Origin of the sequence: Curtobacterium sp. YC1, assembly GCF_016267665.1 — a bacterium.
Taxonomy (GTDB): Bacteria; Actinomycetota; Actinomycetes; order Actinomycetales; family Microbacteriaceae; genus Curtobacterium.
The window spans coordinates 1,761,100-1,783,876 of the sequence record NZ_CP066341.1 but is presented as its reverse complement, the minus strand read 5'-3'; the positions used below and the strand labels follow the sequence as shown (position 1 = coordinate 1,783,876).

The window sequence follows — 22,777 nt, the reverse complement described above, 5'->3', positions numbered from 1 at the left end:
ACCCTCCGGTCCGGCGGCGTTCCTGCGTCCGGAGCGGCGACGCGGCGTGGGCGGCGACCACCTGGCAGGGTGGAGCGATGGACGACGTGGTGATCCGCGCCTCCCGGCCGGAGGACATGGCAGCGGTGGCCGACCTGCGGTGGCGGTGGAGCGTCGACGAGGGCGGCGCGCAGCCGGCCGTGAGCGTCGAGGCCTACCGCGAGGCGATGACGGCGTTCGCGGCTGCCCACACGGACACCCACCGGTGCGTGGTCGCCGAGCGGGCCGGAGTCGTGCTCGGCATGGCGTGGCTCGGGCTCGTCGCGCGACCACCGACACCGGACCGCCCGGGCAGCCGGCAGACCGCGGACGTGCAGACGGTGTACGTGCACCCGGACCTGCGCGGGTCCGGCGTCGCCGGCCGGCTCGTCACGGCGCTGCTCGACGTCGCCGACGAGCTGGGCGTCGAGCGGACGTCGGTGCACTCGAGCGTGGACGGCGAGCGGCTCTACCGGCGCCTCGGGTTCGGCGACGCGCGCCTGCTGCTGCAGCGCCCGCCGGAGGACTGACGGGTCAGCGCCGCTCGCGGATCATGTTCGTGATCCGCACGGTCGAGCAGCGCCGGCCCTGGTCGTCGGTGAGGACGATCTCGTGCGTGGTGAGCGTGCCGCCCAGGTGGATGGCGGTGCAGGTGCCGGTGACGGTCCCGCTCGTGGCGCTGCGCGAGTGCGAGGCGCTCAGCTCGATGCCGACTGCGTAGCGACCCGGACCGGCGTGCACGTTCGCGGCCATCGAGCCGAGGCTCTCCGCCAGCACGACGTAGGCGCCCCCGTGCAGCAGGCCGACCGGCTGGCGGTTGCCCTCGACCGGGATCGTGCCCACCGCGCGCTCGGCGGTGAGCTCGGTGATGACCATGCCCATCTTCTCGGCGAGCTCGCCCATGCCGCGCTCGGCCAGGCGGTCGTCGACCGCGGTCGTGGTGGTCGCTTCGTCGGTCACGCGCGCAGGACTCCCGTGTCGGATGGCGTCGGTAGGCTGTCCGGGTGTCGGACTCCGCAAAGCCTACCCTCATGGTCATCGACGGCCACTCGCTCGCCTTCCGGGCGTTCTACGCGCTGCCGGTCGACAGCTTCGTGAACCGCGACGGGCAGCACACGAACGCCATCCACGGCTTCATCTCGATGCTGCTCATGCTGCTCCAGCGCGAGAAGCCGACCCACCTGGCGGTGGCCTTCGACATCTCGCGGTTCTCGTTCCGCACCCGCGAGTACGAGGCCTACAAGGGCACGCGCTCCGAGACCCCCGCCGAGTTCAAGGGGCAGATCCCGCTGCTGCAGCAGGCGCTCGAGGCGATGGGCATCACCACCGTCACGAAGGAGGACTACGAGGCCGACGACATCCTCGCGACCCTCTCGAAGCAGGGCGCGGAGCAGGGCTTCCAGGTGTACGTGGTCTCCGGCGACCGTGACTCGATCCAGCTCGTCAACGACGACGTCACCCTGCTGTACCCGTCCGTCCGCGGCGTCTCCGAGCTCACCCGCTACGACCGCGACAAGGTGTACGAGCGGTACGGCATCGAGCCCCACCAGTACCCGGACATCGCGGCGCTCGTGGGCGAGACGAGCGACAACCTGATCGGCATCGACAAGGTCGGCGAGAAGACCGCCGTGAAGTGGGTCACCCAGTACGGATCGCTCGACGGCGTCCTCGAGCACGCCGACGAGATCAAGGGCGTCGTCGGCAACAACCTGCGCGAGCAGCGCGACCGGGCGGTCCGGAACCGCAAGCTCAACCGGCTCGTCACCGACGTCGAGCTGCCCGTCGGCCCCGCCGACGTCGCGCTCCGTCCCCTCGACGAGACCGCGGTCCGCGAGCTGTTCGCCAAGCTGCAGTTCCGCACGCTGCTCGACCGCGTGTTCAAGGTCGCCGGCACCGGTGAGCCGTCCGACGCCCCCGCCGAGGGCTCCGTCGACAGCGGTGCGCCGACCCCGCCGCCGGTCAAGACCCTGATCGACGAGGAGCTCGGCTACTGGCTCGAGCGCCGCAACGCGACCGAGGCAGCGAACGGCTACGGCGTCGCGGTCGAGGTGATCGACGGTCGGCTCAGCGCGATCGGCATCGCGACGCACGACGACGCGGTGCTCGTGCCCGGCGGCAGCGGTGCGAAGGACTACGAGCAGCTGACGGCGTGGTTCGCCTCGGACGCCCCGAAGCACTTCCACGACGCCAAGGCCGCGATCAAGGCGCTCGGTTCGGTCGGCATCACGGTGAACGGTGTCGCCGGTGACGCCCGGATCATGGGCTGGCTCGCCAACCCCGGCAAGCAGGGGCAGCCCCTCGCCGACCTCGTCTACCAGGAGCTCGGCGAGGAACTGCCGACGGCCGACCCGAACCAGCTCGTCCCCGAGACCGACCCGGTCAACGTCGGGGTGCACGCGTGGTTCGTGCTGCGGGTGACGACGGCCCTGCGCGCCCGGATCGACGAGTCCTCGCTGCAGGTCCTGGACGACATCGAGCTGCCGCTGGTCTCGGTGCTCGCCGGCATGGAGACCATCGGTGTCGGGATCGACCGCCCCGTGCTCACCGGCCTGTCGAAGGAGCTGGGGGAGCGCGCCGCCGAACTGGCACAGCAGGCCTTCGCCGAGATCGGGCACGAGGTCAACCTCGGCTCCCCGAAGCAGCTGCAGGAGGTCCTGTTCACCGAGCTGGCGATGCCGAAGACCCGCAAGACCAAGACCGGTTTCTCGACCGACGCCGCGAGCCTCGCCGACCTGCAGGAGCAGCACCCGCACCCGTTCCTCGGCCTCCTGCTGCAGCACCGCGACGCCACGAAGCTCCGCCAGATCGTCGACACGCTCGACGCCGCCGTGGTCGACGGGCGCATCCACACCCGCTACGAGCAGACCGGCACGAGCACCGGACGCGTCTCGTCCACCGACCCGAACCTGCAGAACATCCCGGTGAAGACCGCCGTCGGCCGACGCATCCGCTCGGCGTTCGCCGTCGCTGAGCCCTACACGACGCTCGTCACCGCCGACTACTCGCAGATCGAGATGCGCATCATGGCGCACCTCTCCGGCGACCCCGGACTGATCCAGGCCTTCAACGAGGGCGAGGACCTGCACCGGTTCGTCGGCGCGCGCGTCTTCGGTGTCGACCCCGCCGACGTCTCGAACGAGATGCGCACCAAGGTGAAGGCGATGTCGTACGGCCTGGCCTACGGCCTGAGCGCCTTCGGCCTGTCGAAGCAGCTGCGGATCGAGCAGTCCGAGGCGCGCACGCTGATGACCGAGTACTTCGCCCGCTTCGGTGCGGTCCGCGACTACCTGCGCAACGTCGTGGAGCAGGCGCGCGAGGACGGCTACACCGAGACCATCTTCGGTCGCCGTCGTCCCTTCCCCGACCTGAAGAGCCCGAACCGGGTGCTGCGGGAGAACGCCGAACGGGCCGCGCTGAACGCTCCGATCCAGGGCTCGGCCGCCGACATCATGAAGATCGCGATGCTCGGGGTGGCCGACGACCTGCAGACGGGCGACCTGCGGTCGCACCTGCTGCTCCAGGTGCACGACGAGCTCATCCTCGAGGTCGCGCCCGGCGAGCAGGAGCGCGTCGAGGAGATCCTCCGGACCCGCATGGGCAGCGCGGCCGAGCTCAGCGTGCCGCTCGACGTCTCGGTGGGCGTCGGGCCGAACTGGGAGAGCGCGGCACACTGACCCCGTCCGGTCGCGACGCGACCGGTGACGGCCGGGAGGCGCGGTGCGGGCCCGCACCGCGCCTCCCGGCCGCCGGCTCCCGCGACCTGCACCGCGACCCGACGCGTGGCTAGGCTCGGGTGCATGAGCGAACAGCGTCCCGACCGCCAGCCGTCCGCCGTCGACCGGGTCGCCGAGGACTGGGTGACCACCCTCGTCGACCTCGACCCGACGATCGCCTCCTCGATCGGGGTGCCCGGGCGCACGGGGGAGTACGGCGACACGTCGCCGGCCGGCGCCGCTGCCGTGGCCGACGCCGCCCGTGCGGCGAAGCGCGCGCTCGACGCCGCGGCCGCCACCGATGCGGTGGACGAGGTCACGAAGGCCGACCTCGGTGCCGAGCTCGACCTGGTGCAGGAGTCGTACGACCGCCGGCTGCACCTCCGTGACCTCAACGTCATCGCGAGCCCGGCCCAGTCGGTGCGCGAGGTCATCGACCTGATGCCGACCGCGACCGAGGGTGACTGGCAGGACATCGCGAGCCGACTGCACGCGCTCCCCGACGCGATCGAGGGGATCCGCGAGACCCTGCTCGAGGGCACGCGCGAGGACGTCACCCCGGCGAAGCGCCAGGTCGCGCTGGTCGCCGAGCAGGCCGCCCGCAACGGCGCCGAGGACGGGTTCTTCCGCCGGCTCGCCGACGGCGCCGCGTTCGACGACGGCTCGCCGGTCCCCGACACCCTGCGCACCGAGCTGGTCCGCGGTGCCGAGGTCGCCGCGGCCGCGTACCGGAGCCTCGGGCAGTTCCTCGAGCACGAGCTGCTGCCGCTCGCCACCCCGGTCGACGCGGTCGGCCGCGAGGCGTACGAGCTGCACTCCCGCCGGTTCCTCGGCGCGGTCGTGGACCTCGACGAGACGTACGAGTGGGGCCTCGAGGAGCTCGCCCGCATGCGGGACGAGCAGGAGCGCATCGCCGACCGCATCGAGTCCGGCGCGAGCGTGGCCCGTGCGATCGAGGTGCTCGACACCGACCCGGCGCGCGTGCTGCACGGGACCGACGCCCTGCAGCGCTGGATGCAGGAGACGAGCGACGCCTCGATCGCCGCGATGGCCGGCACGTACTTCGACATCCCCGAGCCCATCCGTCGGCTGGAGTGCCGCATCGCCCCGACGCAGGAGGGCGGCATCTACTACAGCGGCCCCTCGGACGACTTCTCGCGGGCCGGCCGCATGTGGTGGTCGGTGCCCGAGGGCGTCACGGAGTTCGGCACCTGGCGCGAGAAGACCACGGTCTACCACGAGGGTGTGCCGGGACACCACCTGCAGATCAGCCAGGGCGTCTACAACCGCGGTGAGCTGAACACGTGGCGCCGGCAGCTGTCCGGCTCGTCCGGGCACGTCGAGGGGTGGGCGCTGTACGCCGAGCGCCTGATGGAGCAGCTCGGGTTCCTCGACGACGACGGCGACCGGCTCGGCATGCTCGACGGCCAGCGGATGCGGGCCGCCCGCGTGGTGCTCGACATCGGCGTGCACCTGCAGAAGACCAACCCGGACGGCGGCGGGTGGACGTGGGAGTACGCCCTCGACTTCATGGGGCAGAACGTCAACATGGACCCCGCGTTCGTGCGGTTCGAGGTCGCCCGGTACTTCGGGTGGCCGGGCCAGGCGCCGTCGTACAAGGTCGGCCAGCGGGTGTGGGAGTCCATCCGCGACGAGGTCGCCGCGCGCGAGGGTGCCGCCTTCGACCTCAAGGCGTTCCACCACCGGGCGCTCTCGCTCGGCAGCATCGGGCTCGACACCCTGCGGAGCGCGCTGCTGCGCTGATCTGCCGGTGACGCGCCGGTGACACGCCCGGTTGTGGGGGCTCCGCCGGTGCGGTTAGACTTGTGCGGCGCAAACCGCGTCACACAATCAATCGCCACGGCGGTGCACCACGGGGGCCGAGTCCCCGCACGCCATGGCCCGACTCATGTCCGTTCGGAGCAATCTCTACATGACAACCACTACGACCAAGGCTCCTAAGCAGGTCGCCATCAACGACATCGGTTCGGCTGATGACTTCCTGGCCGAGGTCGAGAAGACCCTGAAGTTCTTCAACGACGGTGATCTCATCTCCGGCACCGTCGTGAAGATCGACCGCGACGAGGTCCTCCTCGACGTCGGGTACAAGACCGAGGGTGTCATCCCCTCGCGCGAGCTCTCGATCAAGCACGACGTCGACCCCAACGAGGTCGTCGAGGTCGGCGACGAGGTCGAGGCCCTGGTCCTCCAGAAGGAGGACAAGGAAGGTCGCCTCATCCTGTCGAAGAAGCGTGCGCAGTACGAGCGTGCGTGGGGCGACGTCGAGAAGATCAAGGAGTCCGACGGCGTCGTGACCGGGACGGTCATCGAGGTCGTCAAGGGCGGTCTCATCGTCGACATCGGTCTCCGCGGCTTCCTCCCCGCGTCGCTCATCGAGCTCCGCCGTGTCCGCGACCTCACGCCGTACCTCGGCCAGGAGATCGAGGCGAAGATCCTCGAGCTCGACAAGAACCGCAACAACGTGGTCCTGTCGCGCCGTGCGCTCCTCGAGCAGACGCAGTCCGAGTCCCGGACCACGTTCCTCAACAACCTGCACAAGGGCCAGGTCCGCAAGGGCATCGTCTCCTCGATCGTCAACTTCGGTGCGTTCGTGGACCTCGGCGGCGTCGACGGCCTCGTCCACGTCTCCGAGCTCAGCTGGAAGCACATCGAGCACGCCAGCGAGGTCGTCGAGGTCGGTCAGGAAGTCACCGTCGAGATCCTCGAGGTCGACCTGGACCGCGAGCGCGTGTCGCTCTCGCTCAAGGCGACCCAGGAGGACCCGTGGCAGGTCTTCGCCCGCACCCACGCGATCGGCCAGATCGCACCGGGCAAGGTCACGAAGCTCGTGCCGTTCGGTGCCTTCGTCCGTGTCGCCGACGGCATCGAGGGCCTCGTGCACATCTCGGAGCTGTCGAACAAGCACGTCGAGCTCGCCGAGCAGGTCGTCTCGGTCAACGACGAGGTCTTCGTCAAGATCATCGACATCGACCTCGACCGTCGTCGCATCTCGCTCAGCCTCAAGCAGGCGAACGAGGGCGTGGACCCGGAGAGCGACGAGTTCGACCCGGCGCTCTACGGCATGCCGACCGAGTACGACGACAAGGGTGACTACAAGTACCCCGAGGGCTTCGACCCGGAGACCAACGAGTGGCTCGAGGGCTACGACACCCAGCGCACCGAGTGGGAGGGCCAGTACGCGGCCGCCCAGGCGCGTTGGGAAGCCCACAAGGCGCAGGTCGCGAAGACCATCGCCGACGAGGCGCAGGGTGGCTTCGACCTCCCGGCCAGCGCATCGTCGTCGTCCTCGTCGTTCGCCGGCGAGACGGGTGGCGCGAGCCCCCTGGCCGACGACGCCTCGCTCGCGGCGCTCCGCGAGAAGCTCAGCTCGACCAACTGATCGAGCGGGTCGCACCGACCGGAAGCCCGGCACCCCTGAACGGGGTGCCGGGCTTCCGGCGTTCCCGGGTCGCGGTCGCTAGCCTGTCGTCGTGCGCATCATCGGTCTCACGGGCGGCATCGCCGCGGGCAAGTCGACGGTCTCGCGGCGGTGGACGGAGCACGGCGCGGTGGTGGTCGACGCGGATCGCCTGGCGCGCGACGCGGTGGCTGTCGGGAGCTCCGGCCTCGAGCAGGTCGCAGCGCGCTTCGGCCCGTCGGTGATCGCAGCGGACGGGTCGCTCGACCGCCCGGCGCTCGGTGCGATCGTGTTCGCCGACCCGGCGGCGCGCAGGGACCTCGAGGCGATCACCCACCCGGAGGTGTGGCGGCTCGCCCAGCAGGCGTTCGACGCGGCCGAGGCGGACGACCCGGACGCCGTGGTCGTCTACGACGTCCCGCTGCTCGCGGAGGCGCGTGGCGCGCGGCCCCTGCGCTTCGACGCCGTCGTGGTCGTGGACGCGCCGGCTTCGCAGCGCGTCGAGCGGCTGGTGGCACACCGCGGCATGGCCCGCGAGGAAGCGGAACGGCGCGTGGCCGCGCAGGCGAGCGACGCCGAGCGCATGGCCCTCGCCGACCACGTGGTCGACGCGACGGGCACCCTCGACCAGACGGTGCGGTCTGCCGACGAGGTGTGGTCGCGCATCGCGGCGGACGGTACGCCGACGGCGAGCACGGCCCCGGGTGTCAGGGGCTCCGACTAGCGTTGACACCATGGGTGTTGCGATCGAACCGACCCGAGCGGTGCGTCCGTTCGAGGTCATCAGCGAGTACTCGCCGAGTGGCGACCAGCCCGCGGCCATCGCGGAACTCGCCGGGCGGATCAACGCCGGTGAGACCGACGTCGTGCTGCTCGGTGCGACCGGTACCGGCAAGTCGGCGACGACGGCGTGGCTCATCGAGCAGGTGCAGCGGCCGACGCTCGTGCTCGCCCACAACAAGACCCTCGCGGCGCAGCTGGCGAACGAGTTCCGCGGCCTGATGCCGAACAACGCGGTCGAGTACTTCGTCTCGTACTACGACTACTACCAGCCCGAGGCGTACGTGCCGCAGACGGACACCTTCATCGAGAAGGACTCCTCGGTCAACGCCGAGGTCGAGCGGCTGCGGCACTCGACGACGAACTCCCTGCTCAGCCGTCGCGACACCGTGGTGGTCTCCACCGTGTCCTGCATCTACGGCCTCGGTACGCCAGAGCAGTACATGAACGCCTCGGTCGCACTGCACGTCGGGCAGACCATCTCGCGCGACCAGCTCGTCCGTAAGTTCGTCGCCATGCAGTACCAGCGCAACGACGTCGACTTCGCCCGGGGCACCTTCCGTGTGCGCGGCGACACCATCGAGATCATCCCGATGTACGAAGAGCACGCGATCCGCATCGAGATGTTCGGTGACGAGATCGAAGCGCTCTCGTCGCTGCACCCCCTCACCGGCAACGTGATCGACGACCTGCCGGCCGTGTCGATCTTCCCGGCGTCGCACTACGTCGCCGACACCGACGTGATGCACCGTGCCATCGGCAGCATCAAGGAGGAACTGGCCGAGCGGCTCGCCGAGCTCGAGGGGCAGGGCAAGCTGCTCGAGGCCCAGCGCCTGCGCATGCGCACGACGTTCGACATCGAGATGATGGAGCAGATCGGGTTCTGCTCCGGCATCGAGAACTACTCGCGGCACATGGACGGTCGCGGGCCGGGTGAGGCCCCGCACTGCCTCATCGACTACTTCCCGGACGACTTCCTCATCGTCATCGACGAGTCGCACGTCACGGTGCCGCAGATCGGCGCCATGTACGAGGGCGACGCGTCGCGCAAGCGCACGCTGGTCGAGCACGGCTTCCGGCTGCCGAGTGCGATGGACAACCGCCCGCTCAAGTGGGAGGAGTTCCTCGAGCGCGTCGGGCAGAAGGTCTACCTGTCGGCAACGCCGGGCCGGTACGAGCTCGGGGTCACGGACAGCGTCGTCGAGCAGATCATCCGCCCGACCGGCCTGATCGACCCGGAGATCGTCGTCAAGCCGAGCGACGGGCAGATCGACGACCTGCTCGAGGAGATCACGCAGCGCGTCGAGAAGGACGAGCGCGTGCTCGTCACGACCCTCACCAAGCGCATGGCCGAGGAGCTCACCGACTTCCTCGGCAACGCCGGCGTGCGTGTGCGGTACCTGCACTCGGACGTCGACACCCTGAAGCGTGTCGAGCTGCTGACCGAGCTGCGGCAGGGCGTCTACGACGTCCTCGTCGGCATCAACCTGCTGCGCGAGGGCCTCGACCTGCCCGAGGTCTCCCTGGTCGCGATCCTGGACGCCGACAAGGAGGGCTTCCTCCGCTCGTCGACCTCGCTGATCCAGACCATCGGTCGAGCGGCCCGCAACGTCTCGGGTCAGGTGCTCATGTACGCCGACAAGATGACCGACTCGATGAAGGTCGCGATCGAGGAGACCGATCGACGGCGCGAGAAGCAGGTCGCCTACAACCTGGAGCGCGGCATCGACCCGCAGCCGCTCCGCAAGAAGATCGCCGACATCACCGAGGTCCTGCAGCGCGAGAACGACGACACCAAGGCCCTGCTCGAGGGTCGACCGGCGGCCGACGGCCGACGCTCGCCGACGCCGAACCTGCGCCGCGGCGGCATCGCGGGCGAGGGTGCCACCCAGCTCGAGGCCACCATCGGCGACCTCAACGACCAGATGCTGCAGGCGGCGGCAGAGCTGAAGTTCGAGCTCGCCGCGCGACTGCGCGACGAGGTGCAGGACCTGAAGAAGGCGCTCCGGCAGATGGAGTCCGCGGGGCATGTCAGCTGACGGCCGCCGCACGGTGGTCGTCACCGGGGCGAGCGCCGGCCTGGGGTACCACGCAGCGGAGCAACTGGCGGCCGCGGGGCACCGCGTCGTGCTCGCGACTCGTGACCGCGGCCGCGCGGAGGCGGCAGAACGGAGCATCCGGCGGTTCGTCGACGACGCGTCGATCGTGCACGTGCACCTGGACCTCGCCGACCTCGGCTCCGTCCGCTCCGCCGCCGACGAGCTCGCGGCGCTCGAGCCGGACGGCGTCGACGCCGTCCTGAACAACGCCGGCGTGGTCGGCGCCCCGATCCGCCGGACGACCGCGCAGGGCACGGAGCTGCAGATCGGGACGAACCACCTCGGGCACTTCGCGTGGACGGCGCTCGCGATGCCGCTGCTCGAGCGCCGGGGCGGCCGGGTCGTGCACCTCGGCTCGATCGCCCACCGCTTCGTCCGGCTCGATCCGGTCGACCCACTGGGGGACGGCCACTACGTGAACCACCGCCAGTACGCGCGGAGCAAGCTCGCGGTGATGCTCTTCGGCTTCGAGCTCGCGCAGCGGCTCGCCGACGCGGGGTCGGCCGTGACGAGCGTCGTCGCGCACCCCGGGCTCTCGCTCGACCGCCTGTCGCCCGCGCGTCCGGACATCGCCCCGACGCGGCCCGACCCGGCGTGGATCCGACCGGCGCACCGGCTGGTCGCCCAGGGCAAGGACGTCGGCGCGCAGCCGCTCGTGCACGCCGCGGTCGGCGCGGACGTCCGGGCGGGGGAGTACTGGGGGCCGGCCGGTCGGTTGCAGCTCCGCGGTCCCGCGGCCCGGGTGCACGCGGAGGCCTGGGCCCACGACCGCACGGCGGCGGCGCAGCTCTGGGCCGCCAGCGAGCGCGCCTCGGGGGTCGCGTTCGCTCTCGACGCACTCGCCTGAGCCGCGATCCGGAACGGATGTCGGTGCCGCTCCGTAGAATCGTCCGTGATGACCATCACCTCTGACCGCGGTACCTCGACGTCTGGCCGGAACGCCTTCGGCGAGCCCGCTGACCTCCACATCCCCGGCGGGACGGCGCCGCACAGCACCTCGACGCTCAGCGTCCGCGGTGCCCGCGTGCACAACCTCCGCGACGTCGACCTCGAGATCCCGCGCGACTCCCTCGTCGTGTTCACGGGCCTCTCCGGGTCGGGCAAGTCCTCGCTGGCGTTCGACACGATCTTCGCCGAGGGCCAGCGCCGGTACGTGGAGTCGCTGTCGGCGTACGCCCGCCAGTTCCTCGGCCAGGTCGACCGCCCCGACGTCGACTTCATCGAGGGACTGTCTCCCGCGGTCTCGATCGACCAGAAGTCGACGAACCGCAACCCGCGGTCGACGGTGGGCACGATCACCGAGGTCTACGACTACATGCGTCTGCTCTGGGCGCGCATCGGGGTGCCGCACTGCCCGACCTGCGGCGAGGTCATCAGCAAGCAGAGCGTGCAGCAGATCGCCGACCAGCTGATGCAGTTCGAGACCGGGACGCGGTTCCAGGTGCTCGCCCCCGTCGTCTCGAAGAAGAAGGGCGAGTTCGTCGACCTCTTCCAGGAGCTCGCGGCGTCCGGGTACGCGCGTGCGATCGTCGACGGGGAGCGCATCCAGCTCAGCGACCCGCCCAAGCTGAAGAAGCAGGTCAAGCACGACATCTCGGTCATCGTCGACCGTCTGGTGGCGAGCGAAGACATCCTCGGGCGCCTGACCGACTCGCTCGAGACGGCACTGCGGCTGACCGACGGCACGGTCGGCATCGACCTGGTCGACCACGAGGGGCCCGGCGCCGTCCGGACCTACTCCGAGAACCTGTCGTGCCCGAACAACCACCCGCTCGCGCTCACCGAGATCGAGCCGCGCACCTTCTCGTTCAACGCGCCGTTCGGTGCGTGCCCGGAGTGCTCCGGTCTCGGTACCCGCATGTCGGTCGACCCCGACCTGGTCCTCGGCGATCCCGAGGCATCGTTGCGCGGCGGCGTGCTGCTGCCGTGGACGGGCACGAGCGGCCTGTACTCCTACTTCGAGAAGCTGCTCGGCGGCCTCGGCAAGGAGCTCGGCTTCTCGCTCGACACCCCGTGGAACCAGCTCGACCCGTCGGTGCAGGCGGCGATCCTCACCGGCAAGGACTTCCAGGTCTCGGTGTCCTGGCGCAACCGCTTCGGTCGCGAGATGCGGTACACCAGCGGGTTCGAGGGCGTCATGCCCTACATCGAGCGCAAGTTCGCCGAGGCCGAGTCGGACTCGCAGCGGCAGCGGTTCCAGGGCTACCTGCGCGAGGTCCCGTGCCCGGTGTGCGACGGCACGCGTCTCAAGCCCGAGGTGCTCGCGGTCACGGTGAACGACCGCAGCATCGCGGACGTCACCGACATGTCGCTCGACAACGCCTACGCGTTCATGGACGAGCTGACGCTGACCGACCGCGAGGCGCACATCGCGGCCGCGGTCCTGCGGGAGATCCGCGCCCGCCTGGAGTTCCTGCTCGAGGTCGGGCTCAACTACCTGACCCTGGCGCGTGGGGCGGGCGGCCTGTCCGGTGGCGAGGCGCAGCGCATCCGCCTGGCGACCCAGATCGGGTCGGGTCTGACGGGCGTGCTCTACGTCCTCGATGAGCCGAGCATCGGCCTGCACCAGCGCGACAACCGTCGTCTGATCGACACCCTGGTCAAGCTGAAGGACCTCGGCAACACGCTCATCGTCGTCGAGCACGACGAGGACACGATCCGCACGGCCGACTGGGTCGTCGACATCGGCCCGGGCGCCGGTGTGAACGGCGGCAACGTCGTGCACTCCGGGTCCTACGAGGGCATCATCGAGAACCGCGAGTCGATCACCGGTGACTACCTCGCCGGCCGACGGGCGATCGAGGTGCCGTCCGAGCGCCGCCCGGTCAACCTGAAGCGCGCCATCACGGTGCAGGGTGCGCGGGCGAACAACCTCAAGTCGATCGACGCCGACTTCCCGCTCGGGGTCTTCACCGCCGTCACCGGCGTCAGCGGCTCGGGCAAGTCGACGCTGGTGAACGACATCCTGTACAAGGTGCTCGCGAACCAGCTCAACGGCGCCCGGCACATCGCCGGCAAGCACACCCGCGTCAAGGGCCTCGACCAGCTCGACAAGGTCGTGCACGTCGACCAGGCACCGATCGGGCGCACGCCGCGGTCGAACCCGGCGACCTACACGGGCGTGTTCGACCGGATCCGCCAGCTGTTCGCCGAGACGCAGGAGGCGAAGACCCGCGGCTACCAGCCCGGACGCTTCAGCTTCAACGTCAAGGGCGGCCGCTGCGAGAACTGCGCGGGTGACGGCACGATCAAGATCGAGATGAACTTCCTGCCCGACGTGTACGTCGCGTGCGAGGTCTGCGGCGGTGCGCGGTACAACCGCGAGACCCTGCAGGTGCACTACAAGGGCAAGAACATCTCCGAGGTCCTCGACATGCCGATCAGCGAGGCGGCGGAGTTCTTCGAGCCGATCTCGGCGATCCACCGCTACATGGCGACCCTGGTCGACGTGGGGCTCGGGTACGTCCGTCTCGGTCAGAGCGCGACCACGCTGTCCGGTGGCGAGGCGCAGCGCGTCAAGCTCGCCACGGAACTGCAGCGCCGCTCGAACGGCCGCACGGTCTACGTGCTCGACGAGCCGACGACGGGCCTGCACTTCGAGGACGTCCGCAAGCTGCTCCTCGTGCTGCAGAGCCTGGTCGACAAGGGCAACACCGTCATCACCATCGAGCACAACCTCGACGTGATCAAGTCGGCCGACTGGCTCATCGACATGGGCCCCGAGGGCGGCTCCGGCGGCGGCACCGTGCTCGCGACCGGCACGCCCGAGCACGTCGCGACCGTTCCGGATAGCCACACCGGCGTCTTCCTGCGGGAGATCTTCGACGCGCAGGACGCCCGGGTCGGCAAGCAGCAGGCCGTCGGTGCCCGGAAGGCGACCCAGAAGAGCAAGCAGAAGGCGGGTGCTCGGTAGGTGGCGGACACCGTTCCGTGGCGGCCGAAGGCGGGGGAGATCCCGACCGACCCGGGCGTCTACCGCTGGCGTGACGAGGCCGGCCGGGTGCTGTACGTCGGGAAGGCGAAGAACCTCCGCGCCCGGCTGAGCAACTACTTCGCCCCGCTGCCGACACTGCACGAGCGCACCCGCCGCATGGTCCTGACGGCGCGCAGCGTCGAGTGGACGACGGTGGGCTCCGAGATCGAGGCGCTCCAGCTGGAGTACACCTGGATCAAGGAGTTCGACCCGCCGTTCAACGTCAAGTTCCGCGACGACAAGTCGTACCCGTACATGGCGATCACCCTCGGCGACGAGGCCCCGCGGGTGATGGTGACGCGCAACCGTCGGATCAAGGGCGCGAAGTACTTCGGCCCGTACCCGAAGATCTGGGCGGTGCACGACACCATCGACCTGATGATCAAGGTGTTCCCGATCCGCACCTGCTCGGACTCGTCGTACAAGAAGGCGATGCAGTCGGGCAAGCCCTGCTTCCCCGGCCAGATCGGCAAGTGCGGCGGTCCCTGCTCGCAGAAGGTGACGATCGAGGAGCACCGCGCGCTCGTCGAGGAGTTCGTGCGCTTCATGGGCTCGTACGACCGCCGGGTGATCACGCAGCTCCGGCAGCGCATGGGCGCGTCGGCCGACGCCATGCAGTACGAGCAGGCCGCGAAGTACCGTGACCAAGTCGAGGCGCTCGAAGCCGTGCTCGAGAAGTCCGCCGTGGTGCTCCGGGACTCGGTCGACCTCGACCTGTTCGGCATCGCCGAGGACGAGCTCGCCGCCGCCGTGCAGCTGTTCTCGGTGCGCGGCGGTCGCATCCGCGGTGTGCGGGGCTGGGTGGTCGACAAGGAGCTCGACATCGCCACCGGCGACCTGGTCGAGCAGATCGTGCAGGGCGTCTACGCCGACTCCGAGCTCACGCCGGCGGCCGTGTCCGAGGAACCTCCCCGTGAGATCGTCGTGCCGACCCTGCCCGACGACGCCGAGGCGCTGCAGCAGTGGCTCAGCGAACGCCGCGGGGGTCGCGGGACGAAGCTCAGCACCGCGCAGCGCGGCGACCGCGCGGGTCTGGCGCGGACGGCGGCGCAGAACGCGGCCCAGGCGCTCATGCTCTACAAGACGAAGCGCTCCGCCGACTACACGACGCGTGCCGCGGCACTGGCCGACATCCAGGACGCCCTCGGCATGACCGAGGCGCCGCTCCGCATGGAGTGCTACGACATCTCGCACCTGCAGGGGACGAACGTCGTGGCGTCGATGGTCGTGTTCGAGGACGGCCTGCCGCGCAAGGACCAGTACCGCCGCTACACGATCGCCGAGACGACCGACGACACCGACAGCATGCACCAGGTGCTCACGCGGCGGCTGGCCCGGCTGGACGAGGACGCCGAGCTGCCGGACGTCCCCGACGTCACCACGGACGAGGTCGTCGAGGGGTCGAAGCCCACGAAGCGGTTCGCCTACCGCCCACAGCTGCTCATCGTGGACGGCGGTCAACCGCAGGTCCAGGCCGCGAAGCGTGCGATGGACGAGGCCGGGGTGCGCGACATCGCCCTCGTCGGCATCGCCAAGCGGCTGGAGGAGCTCTGGCTGCCCGACGACGACTTCCCGGTCATCCTGCCGCGCAACTCCGAGGCGCTGTTCCTGATCCAGCGCATCCGTGACGAGGCGCACCGGTTCGCCATCACGCACCAGCGCACCCGCCGCAAGCGCGACGTCCGTTCCCGGCTGTCCGAGATCCCCGGACTCGGCCCCACCCGGGTCAACGCGCTGCTGAAGCACTTCGGCTCGGTCGCGCGGCTGCGCGAGGCCACCGCAGAGGAGATCGCCGAGGTGAACGGCGTCGGCCCGGCGACCGCTGCGGCGGTCGTCGCGAAGCTCGCTCAGACCCCGACGAGCGCACCGGCCACCAGCGCCTCGAGCGCCCCCGAACCGGACGACGACGCCATCGCCGAGACCGGACCCGGAACCGAGACCGGACCCGGGACCGAGACCGGAACCGGGACCGAGACCGGACCCGCAAGCGGCGCGGACCCCGCCACCGCCACCCGCCCCGGAGGCCCGGTGCGGGTCCCCGAGGTGACCGCCGACGGTCCGCAGCGGCCGTCGTGACGGGCGCCGTGCCTCCCGACCGGGACCGGGCGGTAGCCTGGTCCGGCAGCCGAGACCTCCCCGGGCGACGCGCCCGGGCCGCCACGACGGAGCCCACTCCCAGATGACCGACAGCGCCCCAGCGACCAGCCACGCGTCGCAGCACGACATCCTCATCGTCACCGGCATGTCCGGTGCCGGCCGGTCCACCGTCGGCAAGGCGCTCGAGGACCTCGGCTGGTACGTCGTCGACAACCTGCCGACGCAGATGCTCGCGCCGCTCACGGAGCTCGCCGAGCGCGCGGGTGAGAAGATCCCGAAGATCGCGACCGTGGTGGACGTGCGGGGCGGTCGCTTCTTCACCGACCCCGAGCAGGCGGTCGAGCAGGTCCGCTCGAGCACCTCGGCACGCGTCCGCGTGCTGTTCCTCGAGGCGACCGACGCCGTGCTGGTCCGCCGGTTCGAGCAGGTGCGCCGTCCGCACCCGCTGCAGGGCGAGGACACCCTGCTCGACGGGATCGCCCGCGAACGTGACCGCCTGGCCGGTCTGCGCGAGGCGTCCGACATGGTGATCGACACATCGGACCTGAACATCCACCAACTCGCGAACTCCGTGACGGAGCAGTTCGCCGACGACCACTTCGTCGGTGTCCAGGTCACGCTGATGAGCTTCGGGTTCAAGTACGGACTGCCGGCCGACGCCGACATGGTGGCCGACGTCCGGTTCATCCCGAACCCCTACTGGGTGCCGGAACTCCGCCCGCACACGGGGCTCGACCAGCCCGTCTCCGACTACGTGCTCGCTCAGGCGGGGGCGCGTCCGTTCGTCGACCGGTACGCCTCCGTGCTCGAGCCGGTCTTCGAGGGGTACCAGCGCGAGAACAAAAGACACGCTACGATCGCCATCGGCTGTACCGGCGGCAAGCACCGCTCGGTCGCCATCGTCGCCGAGTTGGCGAACCTCCTCCGCGGGATGCCAGGCGTCGCCGTGCGTGTGAAGAACCGAGATCTCGGCCGGGAGTGACCGTCCCTCCGGCCGCTCCCACGCCCGTGCCGCCGGATCTGCGGGAACCACCAGATGAACGTTAGGAATGATGCTGTGCCGTTGACTGCCGAGGTCAAGGACGAACTGGCCAGGGTCGCCGTGAACCGCAACACGGTCCGCGCCGCCGAACTGGCCACGATCCTCCGGTTCGCGGGTGGTCTGCACGTCATCTCGGGCCGCATCGCGGTCGAGGTCGAGCTCGACACCCGGATCATCGTGCACCGGGTGCGCAAGGACCTCGCCGAGCTGTACGGCGTCCGGAGCGAGGCGTCGGTGGGGTCGTCCGCGTCCGCTCGTCGTGGCACCCGCTACCTGGTCCGCGTGCTCGAGGCGGGGGAGACCCTCGCACGCCAGACCGGGCTGATGGACGCCCGTCGTCGTCCGGTGCGCGGGCTGCCGAACCGGCTCACCACCGGCAACCGCGAGGACCTCGCCGCGATCTGGCGTGGCGCGTTCCTCGCCTCGGGGACCCTGACCGACCCGGGTCGGGCCGCCGCGCTCGAGGTCACCTGCCCCGGCAACGAGGCCGCGATGGCGCTCGTCGGCGCCGCGTCGCGTCTCGGCGTGGCCGCGAAGGGCCGCGAGGTCCGCGGGGTGCACCGCGTCGTCATCCGGGACGGCGAGGCGATCGGCCAGATGCTCACCGTCATGGGAGCCGCCCGCACCACCGCCGACTGGGAGGAGATGCGCCAGCGCCGCGAGGTCCGTGCGACCGCGAACCGCCTGGTCAACTTCGACGACGCGAACCTCCGTCGCTCCGCCCAGGCCGCCGTCGCCGCCTGCGCCCGCGTCGAGCGTGCGCTCGAGATCCTCGGCGACGAGGTCCCGGACCACCTGCAGTACGCCGGCTCGCTGCGCCTGCAGCACCGCGACGCCTCGCTCGACGAGCTCGGCCAGCACGCGGAGCCGCCCATGACGAAGGACGCCATCGCCGGGCGCATCCGTCGCCTGCTCGCGATGGCCGACAAGAAGGCGTCGGACCTCGGCATCCCGGGCACCGAGGCGAGCGTCCCGGAGGAGCTCGAAGGGGCCTGAGTCGGGTCGGTCGACCCTGCGGACGGGAGGCGCGGTGCCAGTTGGCACCGCGCCTCCCGTCCGTTCCCCGGTGCGTCCAGGGCGCCGGTCGCGACCGTCCGGACGGACCGTCATCCAGCGCGGTCGCGCAGTGTCCGACTGCTAGGGTCGTTACGGCGACGTTACGGGGCGTATCGTCCACCACACGCGGGCCCGCCAGGGTGCGCGACTCCGAAAGCAGCGCCCCCCGGGCGCTCCACACCCATCAGGAGATCCATTGACCGTCAAGATCGGTATCAACGGCTTCGGCCGTATCGGCCGTAACTTCTTCCGGGCCGCCCTCGCGAAGGGCTCCGACCTCGAGATCGTGGCGGTGAACGACCTCACCGACAACGCGTCGCTCGCCAACCTGCTCAAGTACGACTCCATCACGGGCAAGCTGCCCGCCACGGTCGAGCTCGACGGTGACAACATCGTCGTCGACGGCAAGGCCATCAAGGTCCTCGCCGAGCGCGACCCCGCCAACCTCCCCTGGGGCGAGCTGGGCGTCGACATCGTCATCGAGTCGACCGGCTTCTTCACCAAGGCCGAGGACGCGCAGAAGCACATCGACGCCGGTGCCAAGAAGGTCATCATCTCCGCGCCGGCCTCGGGTGACGACGTCACCATCGTGCTCGGCGTGAACGAGGGCGAGTACGACCCGGCGAACCACCACATCATCTCGAACGCGTCCTGCACCACGAACAGCCTCGCGCCGCTCGCCAAGGTGTTCCACGACAAGTTCGGCATCGAGCGTGGCCTCATGACGACGGTGCACGCTTACACCGCCGACCAGAACCTGCAGGACGGCCCGCACAAGGACCCCCGTCGTGCCCGCGCCGCGGCCCTGAACATCGTGCCGACCTCGACCGGTGCCGCGAAGGCCATCGGCCTCGTGCTCCCGGAGCTCGCCGGCAAGCTCGACGGCTTCGCGCTGCGCGTGCCGGTCCCCACCGGCTCGATCACCGACCTGACCCTCGAGACCAAGTCCGAGGTCACCGTCGACGAGATCAACGCCGCCTACAAGGAGGCCGCCGAGGGCCCGCTCAAGGGCATCCTGCTCTACAGCGAGGACCCGCTGGTGTCGACCGACATCACCACGGACCCGCACTCCTCGATCTACGACTCCGGCCTGACCAAGGTCATCGGCGGCCTCGTGAAGATCACCTCGTGGTACGACAACGAGTGGGGCTACTCGAACCGTCTCGTCGACCTGACCGAGTACGTGGGCGAGCGTCTCTAAGCGCATGGCTCTCCGCACCCTCGAGGACCTCGGCGACCTCGCCGGCAAGCGCGTCGTCGTCCGTTGTGACCTGAACGTCCCGCTCAAGGACGGCACGATCACGGACGACGGCCGCGTGCGGGCGTCGCTCGGCACCCTGAACACGCTGGTGAACGCCGGGGCCCGCGTCATCGTGGTCTCGCACCTCGGGCGCCCGGACGGTTCGCCCGCCCCGGAGTACTCGCTCGCCCCCGTGGCGCAGCGGCTCTCCGAGCTGCTCGGCAAGGAGGTCACGTTCGTCGGCGAGACCGTCGGTGACGAAGCGACCGCGGCCGCCGAGGCCCTCGGGGACGGCGACGTCCTGCTGCTCGAGAACCTCCGCTTCAACCCGGAGGAGACCTCGAAGGACGCCGACGAGCGCCGTGCGTTCGCGGAGCGGATCGCCGCCCTCGGGGACGCCTTCGTCTCCGACGGCTTCGGCGTCGTGCACCGCAAGCAGGCCTCGGTCTACGAGCTCGCGGCCGCGCTGCCCAGTGCGGCCGGCTCGCTCATCGAGACCGAGCTCCGCGTGCTCGAGCGCCTGACGAAGGACCCCGAGCGCCCCTACACGGTGGTGCTCGGCGGTTCGAAGGTCAGCGACAAGCTCGGGGTGATCGACCACATCCTGCCGAAGGTCGACACGCTCTGCATCGGTGGCGGCATGCTCTTCACCTTCCTCGCGGCCCAGGGCCACGGGGTCGCGAAGTCGCTGCTCGAGCAGGACCAGCTCGACGTCGTCCGCGAGTACCTGTCGCGGGCGCAGGAGCTCGGCGTGACGATCGACCTGCCGACCGACGTCGTCGTGGCGTCCGGCTTCTCGGCCGACGCCTCGCACGAGACGGTCGCTGCCGACGCGATCGAGTCGTCCTCCTTCGGGGCGGACGGCATCGGCCTCGACATCGGTCCGGAGACGGCGTCGCGCTTCGCGTCGGCGGTGTCCGGCTCGAAGACGGTGTTCTGGAACGGCCCGATGGGCGTGTTCGAGTTCCCGGCCTTCGCCGCCGGCACGAAGACGGTCGCGCAGGCGCTCACCGACGTCGACGGCCTTGGCGTCGTCGGCGGTGGCGACTCCGCTGCCGCGGTGCGCTCGCTGGGCTTCTCGGACGACCGGTTCGGGCACATCTCGACCGGTGGCGGTGCGAGCCTCGAGTTCCTCGAGGGCAAGTCGCTGCCCGGTCTCGAAGCACTGGGGTGGACAGCATGACCCGGACGCCGTTGATCGCGGGCAACTGGAAGATGAACCTGGACCACCTCCAGGCCATCGCCACCGTGCAGAAGCTCGCGTGGACCCTCAAGGACGCCCGGCACGACTTCGACGACGTCGAGGTCGCGGTGTTCCCGCCGTTCACCGACCTCCGCAGTGTGCAGACGCTCATCTCGGCCGACAAGCTGCCGATCCACTTCGGCGCGCAGGACCTGTCGCAGTACGACTCCGGTGCCTACACCGGTGACGTCTCCGGCGCCTTCCTGTCCGCGCTCGACGCGCAGTACGTCATCGTCGGCCACTCCGAGCGGCGCACGCTGCACGGTGAGACCGACGAGGTCGTCGCGGCGAAGACGGCTGCTGCAGTCAAGCACGGGCTCGTGCCGATCGTGTGCGTCGGCGAGACCGGTGCGCAGCGCGAGGAGCGCGGTGCCGGTGTCGTGCCGGTGGAGCAGCTCCGCGTCGTGCTCGACGCGGTGCAGCCGTCCGAGATCGTCGTCGCGTACGAGCCGGTCTGGGCGATCGGTTCCGGTCAGGCCGCCAGCGCCGAGCAAGCGCAGGACGAGTGCGCCGCGATCCGTCGCGGCATCGCGGCTGCCTGGGGTGACCAGGCAGCAGCGGACACCCGCGTGCTGTACGGCGGCTCGGTCAAGTCCGGCAACATCGCCGGGTTCCTCCGCGAGCCGGACGTCGACGGCGCCCTGGTGGGCGGCGCGTCCCTCGACGTGCAGGAGTTCGCGGCGATCGCCCGGTTCCGCCAGCACGTCGGGCTGTAGTTCCGCACCACTCCCGTCCGGGTACCGGCCGTGCGCTGCGCGGCCGGTACACTGGTACGGCTGACTGACACGAAAGGTACGTCGTGGCGATACTCTCCGTCGTGCTGCAGGTCCTGCTCGCAATCACGAGCCTCCTGCTCACGCTCCTCATCCTGCTGCACAAGGGCCGCGGTGGCGGCCTGTCCGACATGTTCGGCGGCGGTGTGACGAGCAACCTCGGGGCGTCCGGCGTCGCCGAGCGCAACCTCAACCGCATCACGGTGATCCTCGGTCTGGTCTGGATCGTGTCGATCATCGTGCTCGGTCTCATCAACAAGTTCACGGCGGGGAGCTGACCATGGCAACCGGAGGCAGTGCAATCCGAGGGTCGCGCGTCGGCGCAGGCCCCATGGGCGAGCAGGACCGCGGGGTCCAGGCCGAGCGCGTGGCGATCTCCTACTGGGACGCCCTCGGCAACGAGGTCGTGCGGTACTTCGCGGCGAACCTGCCGGAAGAGGAGATCCCCGAGACGGTCGACTCGCCGTCCAGCGGTCTCCCCGCAGGGCGCGACAAGGAGAACCCGCCGGTGGTCTCCAAGACCGAGCCCTACAAGACCCATCTGGCGTACGTGAAGGAACGGCGTACCGAGGAAGAGGCAGCGCAGCTCCTCGAGGACGCGCTCCAGCAGCTCCGCGAGCGTCGCGGCACCGCGGCGAAGAAGGCGTAGCGCCCACGAACGCAGCGAAGGCCCCCGTACCGATCCGGTCCGGGGGCCTTCGTGCGTCCGGCGGCCAGTGGTGCGGCGCGCCCGGTGCTGCATCGCCGAGCGGTCACGACGTGCCGCCTGCCTGGCGCCGAGGTCGCACTTCGTGTCGCCTGCGCCGACGCATGGCGACCGTTCGTGCGACCTCGGCGTCGTGCCGACGGCATGTCGCGACCGATCGAACGGTCGGACGGCCGACGAGCCGCGCCGAGCCGAGTGGTCACGACGTGCCGCGTGCCTGGTGCCGAGGTCGCACGTCGTGTCGCTTGCGGCGGTGCCGAGCGACCGTTCGTGCGACCTCGGCGTCGTGCCGATGGCGTGTCCCGACCGGTCGACCAGGTCGAACGGTCGGACGGGCGACGGGCCGCGCCGAGTGGTCACGACATGCCGCGCGCGATGCGTCGAGGTCGCACTTCGTGTCGCTTGCGCCGGCGCCGAGCGACAGTTCCTGCCTCCACGGCATCGTGCCGGCGGCGTGTCGCGATCCGGGCGACCGGCGGAGCGAACGCCGGGCCGGGGCGCACCGAGCGGTCACGACGTGCCGCCTGCCTGGCGCCGAGGTCGCACTTCGTGTCGCCTGCGCCGACGCATGGCGACCGTTCGTGCGACCTCGGCGTCGTGCCGATGGCGTGTCCCGACC

General features: G+C 70.4%; 17 protein-coding genes. 16 read left to right on the top strand and 1 reads right to left on the bottom strand.

Annotated elements, in window-relative coordinates; translation table 11 throughout:
• Window positions 1-77: 77 nt before the first annotated feature.
• Complete coding sequence (locus tag I8920_RS08415; RefSeq protein ID WP_232832699.1) at window positions 78-548, top strand: GNAT family N-acetyltransferase; 471 nt, start codon at window positions 78-80, stop codon at window positions 546-548.
• 4 nt (window positions 549-552) lie between these two features.
• On the opposite strand, the gene I8920_RS08410 is transcribed toward I8920_RS08415, so the two are convergent.
• A complete protein-coding gene (locus I8920_RS08410; RefSeq protein ID WP_198658683.1) occupies window positions 553-921 on the bottom strand; it encodes a PaaI family thioesterase in 369 nt (122 codons plus the stop codon).
• Window positions 922-1,022: 101 nt separating this feature from the next.
• On the opposite strand from I8920_RS08410, the gene polA reads away from it, so the two are divergent.
• The 15 genes from polA (at window position 1,023) to I8920_RS08335 (ending at window position 22,101) form a co-directional block, all read left to right on the top strand.
• Window positions 1,023-3,692 (top strand): DNA polymerase I, encoded by a 2,670-nt coding sequence (polA, locus tag I8920_RS08405; RefSeq protein ID WP_198655947.1) that lies wholly within the window; start codon window positions 1,023-1,025, stop codon window positions 3,690-3,692.
• A 123-nt stretch (window positions 3,693-3,815) separates the two neighbouring features.
• Complete coding sequence (locus I8920_RS08400) at window positions 3,816-5,495, top strand: DUF885 domain-containing protein (protein ID WP_198655946.1); 1,680 nt, start codon at window positions 3,816-3,818, stop codon at window positions 5,493-5,495.
• Between the two features lie 169 nt (window positions 5,496-5,664).
• Window positions 5,665-7,131, top strand: coding sequence for a 30S ribosomal protein S1 (rpsA, locus tag I8920_RS08395; RefSeq protein WP_198655945.1), 1,467 nt, complete (start codon window positions 5,665-5,667; stop codon window positions 7,129-7,131).
• Between the two features lie 91 nt (window positions 7,132-7,222).
• Window positions 7,223-7,873, top strand: a complete 651-nt coding sequence (coaE, locus tag I8920_RS08390) for a dephospho-CoA kinase (protein WP_198655944.1) — start codon at window positions 7,223-7,225, stop codon at window positions 7,871-7,873.
• 22 nt (window positions 7,874-7,895) lie between these two features.
• Window positions 7,896-9,968: an excinuclease ABC subunit UvrB gene (gene uvrB, locus I8920_RS08385; protein ID WP_269802241.1), complete on the top strand. Its 2,073-nt coding sequence runs from the start codon at window positions 7,896-7,898 to the stop codon at window positions 9,966-9,968.
• Window positions 9,958-10,875 carry an SDR family NAD(P)-dependent oxidoreductase gene (locus tag I8920_RS08380; protein ID WP_198655942.1) on the top strand — a complete coding sequence of 306 codons (918 nt, stop codon included), beginning with the start codon at window positions 9,958-9,960 and terminating at the stop codon, window positions 10,873-10,875. Before uvrB ends, I8920_RS08380 begins: the two co-directional genes overlap by 11 nt.
• A 48-nt stretch (window positions 10,876-10,923) precedes the next feature.
• Window positions 10,924-13,941: an excinuclease ABC subunit UvrA gene (gene uvrA / locus I8920_RS08375; protein ID WP_232832698.1), complete on the top strand. Its 3,018-nt coding sequence runs from the start codon at window positions 10,924-10,926 to the stop codon at window positions 13,939-13,941.
• Window positions 13,942-16,077, top strand: a complete 2,136-nt coding sequence (gene uvrC / locus I8920_RS08370; protein WP_198655941.1) for an excinuclease ABC subunit UvrC — start codon at window positions 13,942-13,944, stop codon at window positions 16,075-16,077.
• Between the two features lie 103 nt (window positions 16,078-16,180).
• Complete coding sequence (rapZ, locus tag I8920_RS08365; RefSeq protein WP_198655940.1) at window positions 16,181-17,080, top strand: RNase adapter RapZ; 900 nt, start codon at window positions 16,181-16,183, stop codon at window positions 17,078-17,080.
• Window positions 17,081-17,155: 75 nt separating this feature from the next.
• A complete protein-coding gene (whiA, locus tag I8920_RS08360; RefSeq protein WP_198655939.1) occupies window positions 17,156-18,136 on the top strand; it encodes a DNA-binding protein WhiA in 981 nt (326 codons plus the stop codon).
• A gap of 256 nt (window positions 18,137-18,392) precedes the next feature.
• Entirely contained in the window at window positions 18,393-19,397 is a 1,005-nt protein-coding gene (gene gap / locus I8920_RS08355) for a type I glyceraldehyde-3-phosphate dehydrogenase (protein ID WP_198655938.1), read from the top strand.
• A gap of 4 nt (window positions 19,398-19,401) precedes the next feature.
• Window positions 19,402-20,619 carry a phosphoglycerate kinase gene (locus tag I8920_RS08350; RefSeq protein ID WP_198655937.1) on the top strand — a complete coding sequence of 406 codons (1,218 nt, stop codon included), beginning with the start codon at window positions 19,402-19,404 and terminating at the stop codon, window positions 20,617-20,619.
• Window positions 20,616-21,395, top strand: coding sequence for a triose-phosphate isomerase (gene tpiA / locus I8920_RS08345; protein ID WP_198655936.1), 780 nt, complete (start codon window positions 20,616-20,618; stop codon window positions 21,393-21,395). Before I8920_RS08350 ends, tpiA begins: the two co-directional genes overlap by 4 nt.
• Window positions 21,396-21,478: 83 nt before the next feature.
• Complete coding sequence (secG, locus tag I8920_RS08340; protein ID WP_058727797.1) at window positions 21,479-21,730, top strand: preprotein translocase subunit SecG; 252 nt, start codon at window positions 21,479-21,481, stop codon at window positions 21,728-21,730.
• A gap of 2 nt (window positions 21,731-21,732) precedes the next feature.
• Window positions 21,733-22,101 carry an RNA polymerase-binding protein RbpA gene (locus tag I8920_RS08335; RefSeq protein WP_198655935.1) on the top strand — a complete coding sequence of 123 codons (369 nt, stop codon included), beginning with the start codon at window positions 21,733-21,735 and terminating at the stop codon, window positions 22,099-22,101.
• Window positions 22,102-22,777 lie beyond the last annotated feature (676 nt).

Bases quoted from the DNA above. Each gene is read 5' to 3' on its own strand.
- I8920_RS08415 (WP_232832699.1), top strand. From the start codon at position 78: ATGGACGACGTGGTGATCCGCGCCTCCCGGCCGGAGGACATGGCAGCG.
- I8920_RS08410 (WP_198658683.1), bottom strand. From the start codon at position 921: ATGGGCGAGCTCGCCGAGAAGATGGGCATGGTCATCACCGAGCTCACC.
- I8920_RS08400 (WP_198655946.1), top strand. From the start codon at position 3,816: ATGAGCGAACAGCGTCCCGACCGCCAGCCGTCCGCCGTCGACCGGGTC.
- rpsA (WP_198655945.1), top strand. From the start codon at position 5,665: ATGACAACCACTACGACCAAGGCTCCTAAGCAGGTCGCCATCAACGAC.
- I8920_RS08380 (WP_198655942.1), top strand. From the start codon at position 9,958: ATGTCAGCTGACGGCCGCCGCACGGTGGTCGTCACCGGGGCGAGCGCC.
- uvrA (WP_232832698.1), top strand. From the start codon at position 10,924: ATGACCATCACCTCTGACCGCGGTACCTCGACGTCTGGCCGGAACGCC.
- rapZ (WP_198655940.1), top strand. From the start codon at position 16,181: ATGACCGACAGCGCCCCAGCGACCAGCCACGCGTCGCAGCACGACATC.
- I8920_RS08350 (WP_198655937.1), top strand. From the start codon at position 19,402: ATGGCTCTCCGCACCCTCGAGGACCTCGGCGACCTCGCCGGCAAGCGC.
- tpiA (WP_198655936.1), top strand. From the start codon at position 20,616: ATGACCCGGACGCCGTTGATCGCGGGCAACTGGAAGATGAACCTGGAC.
- I8920_RS08335 (WP_198655935.1), top strand. From the start codon at position 21,733: ATGGCAACCGGAGGCAGTGCAATCCGAGGGTCGCGCGTCGGCGCAGGC.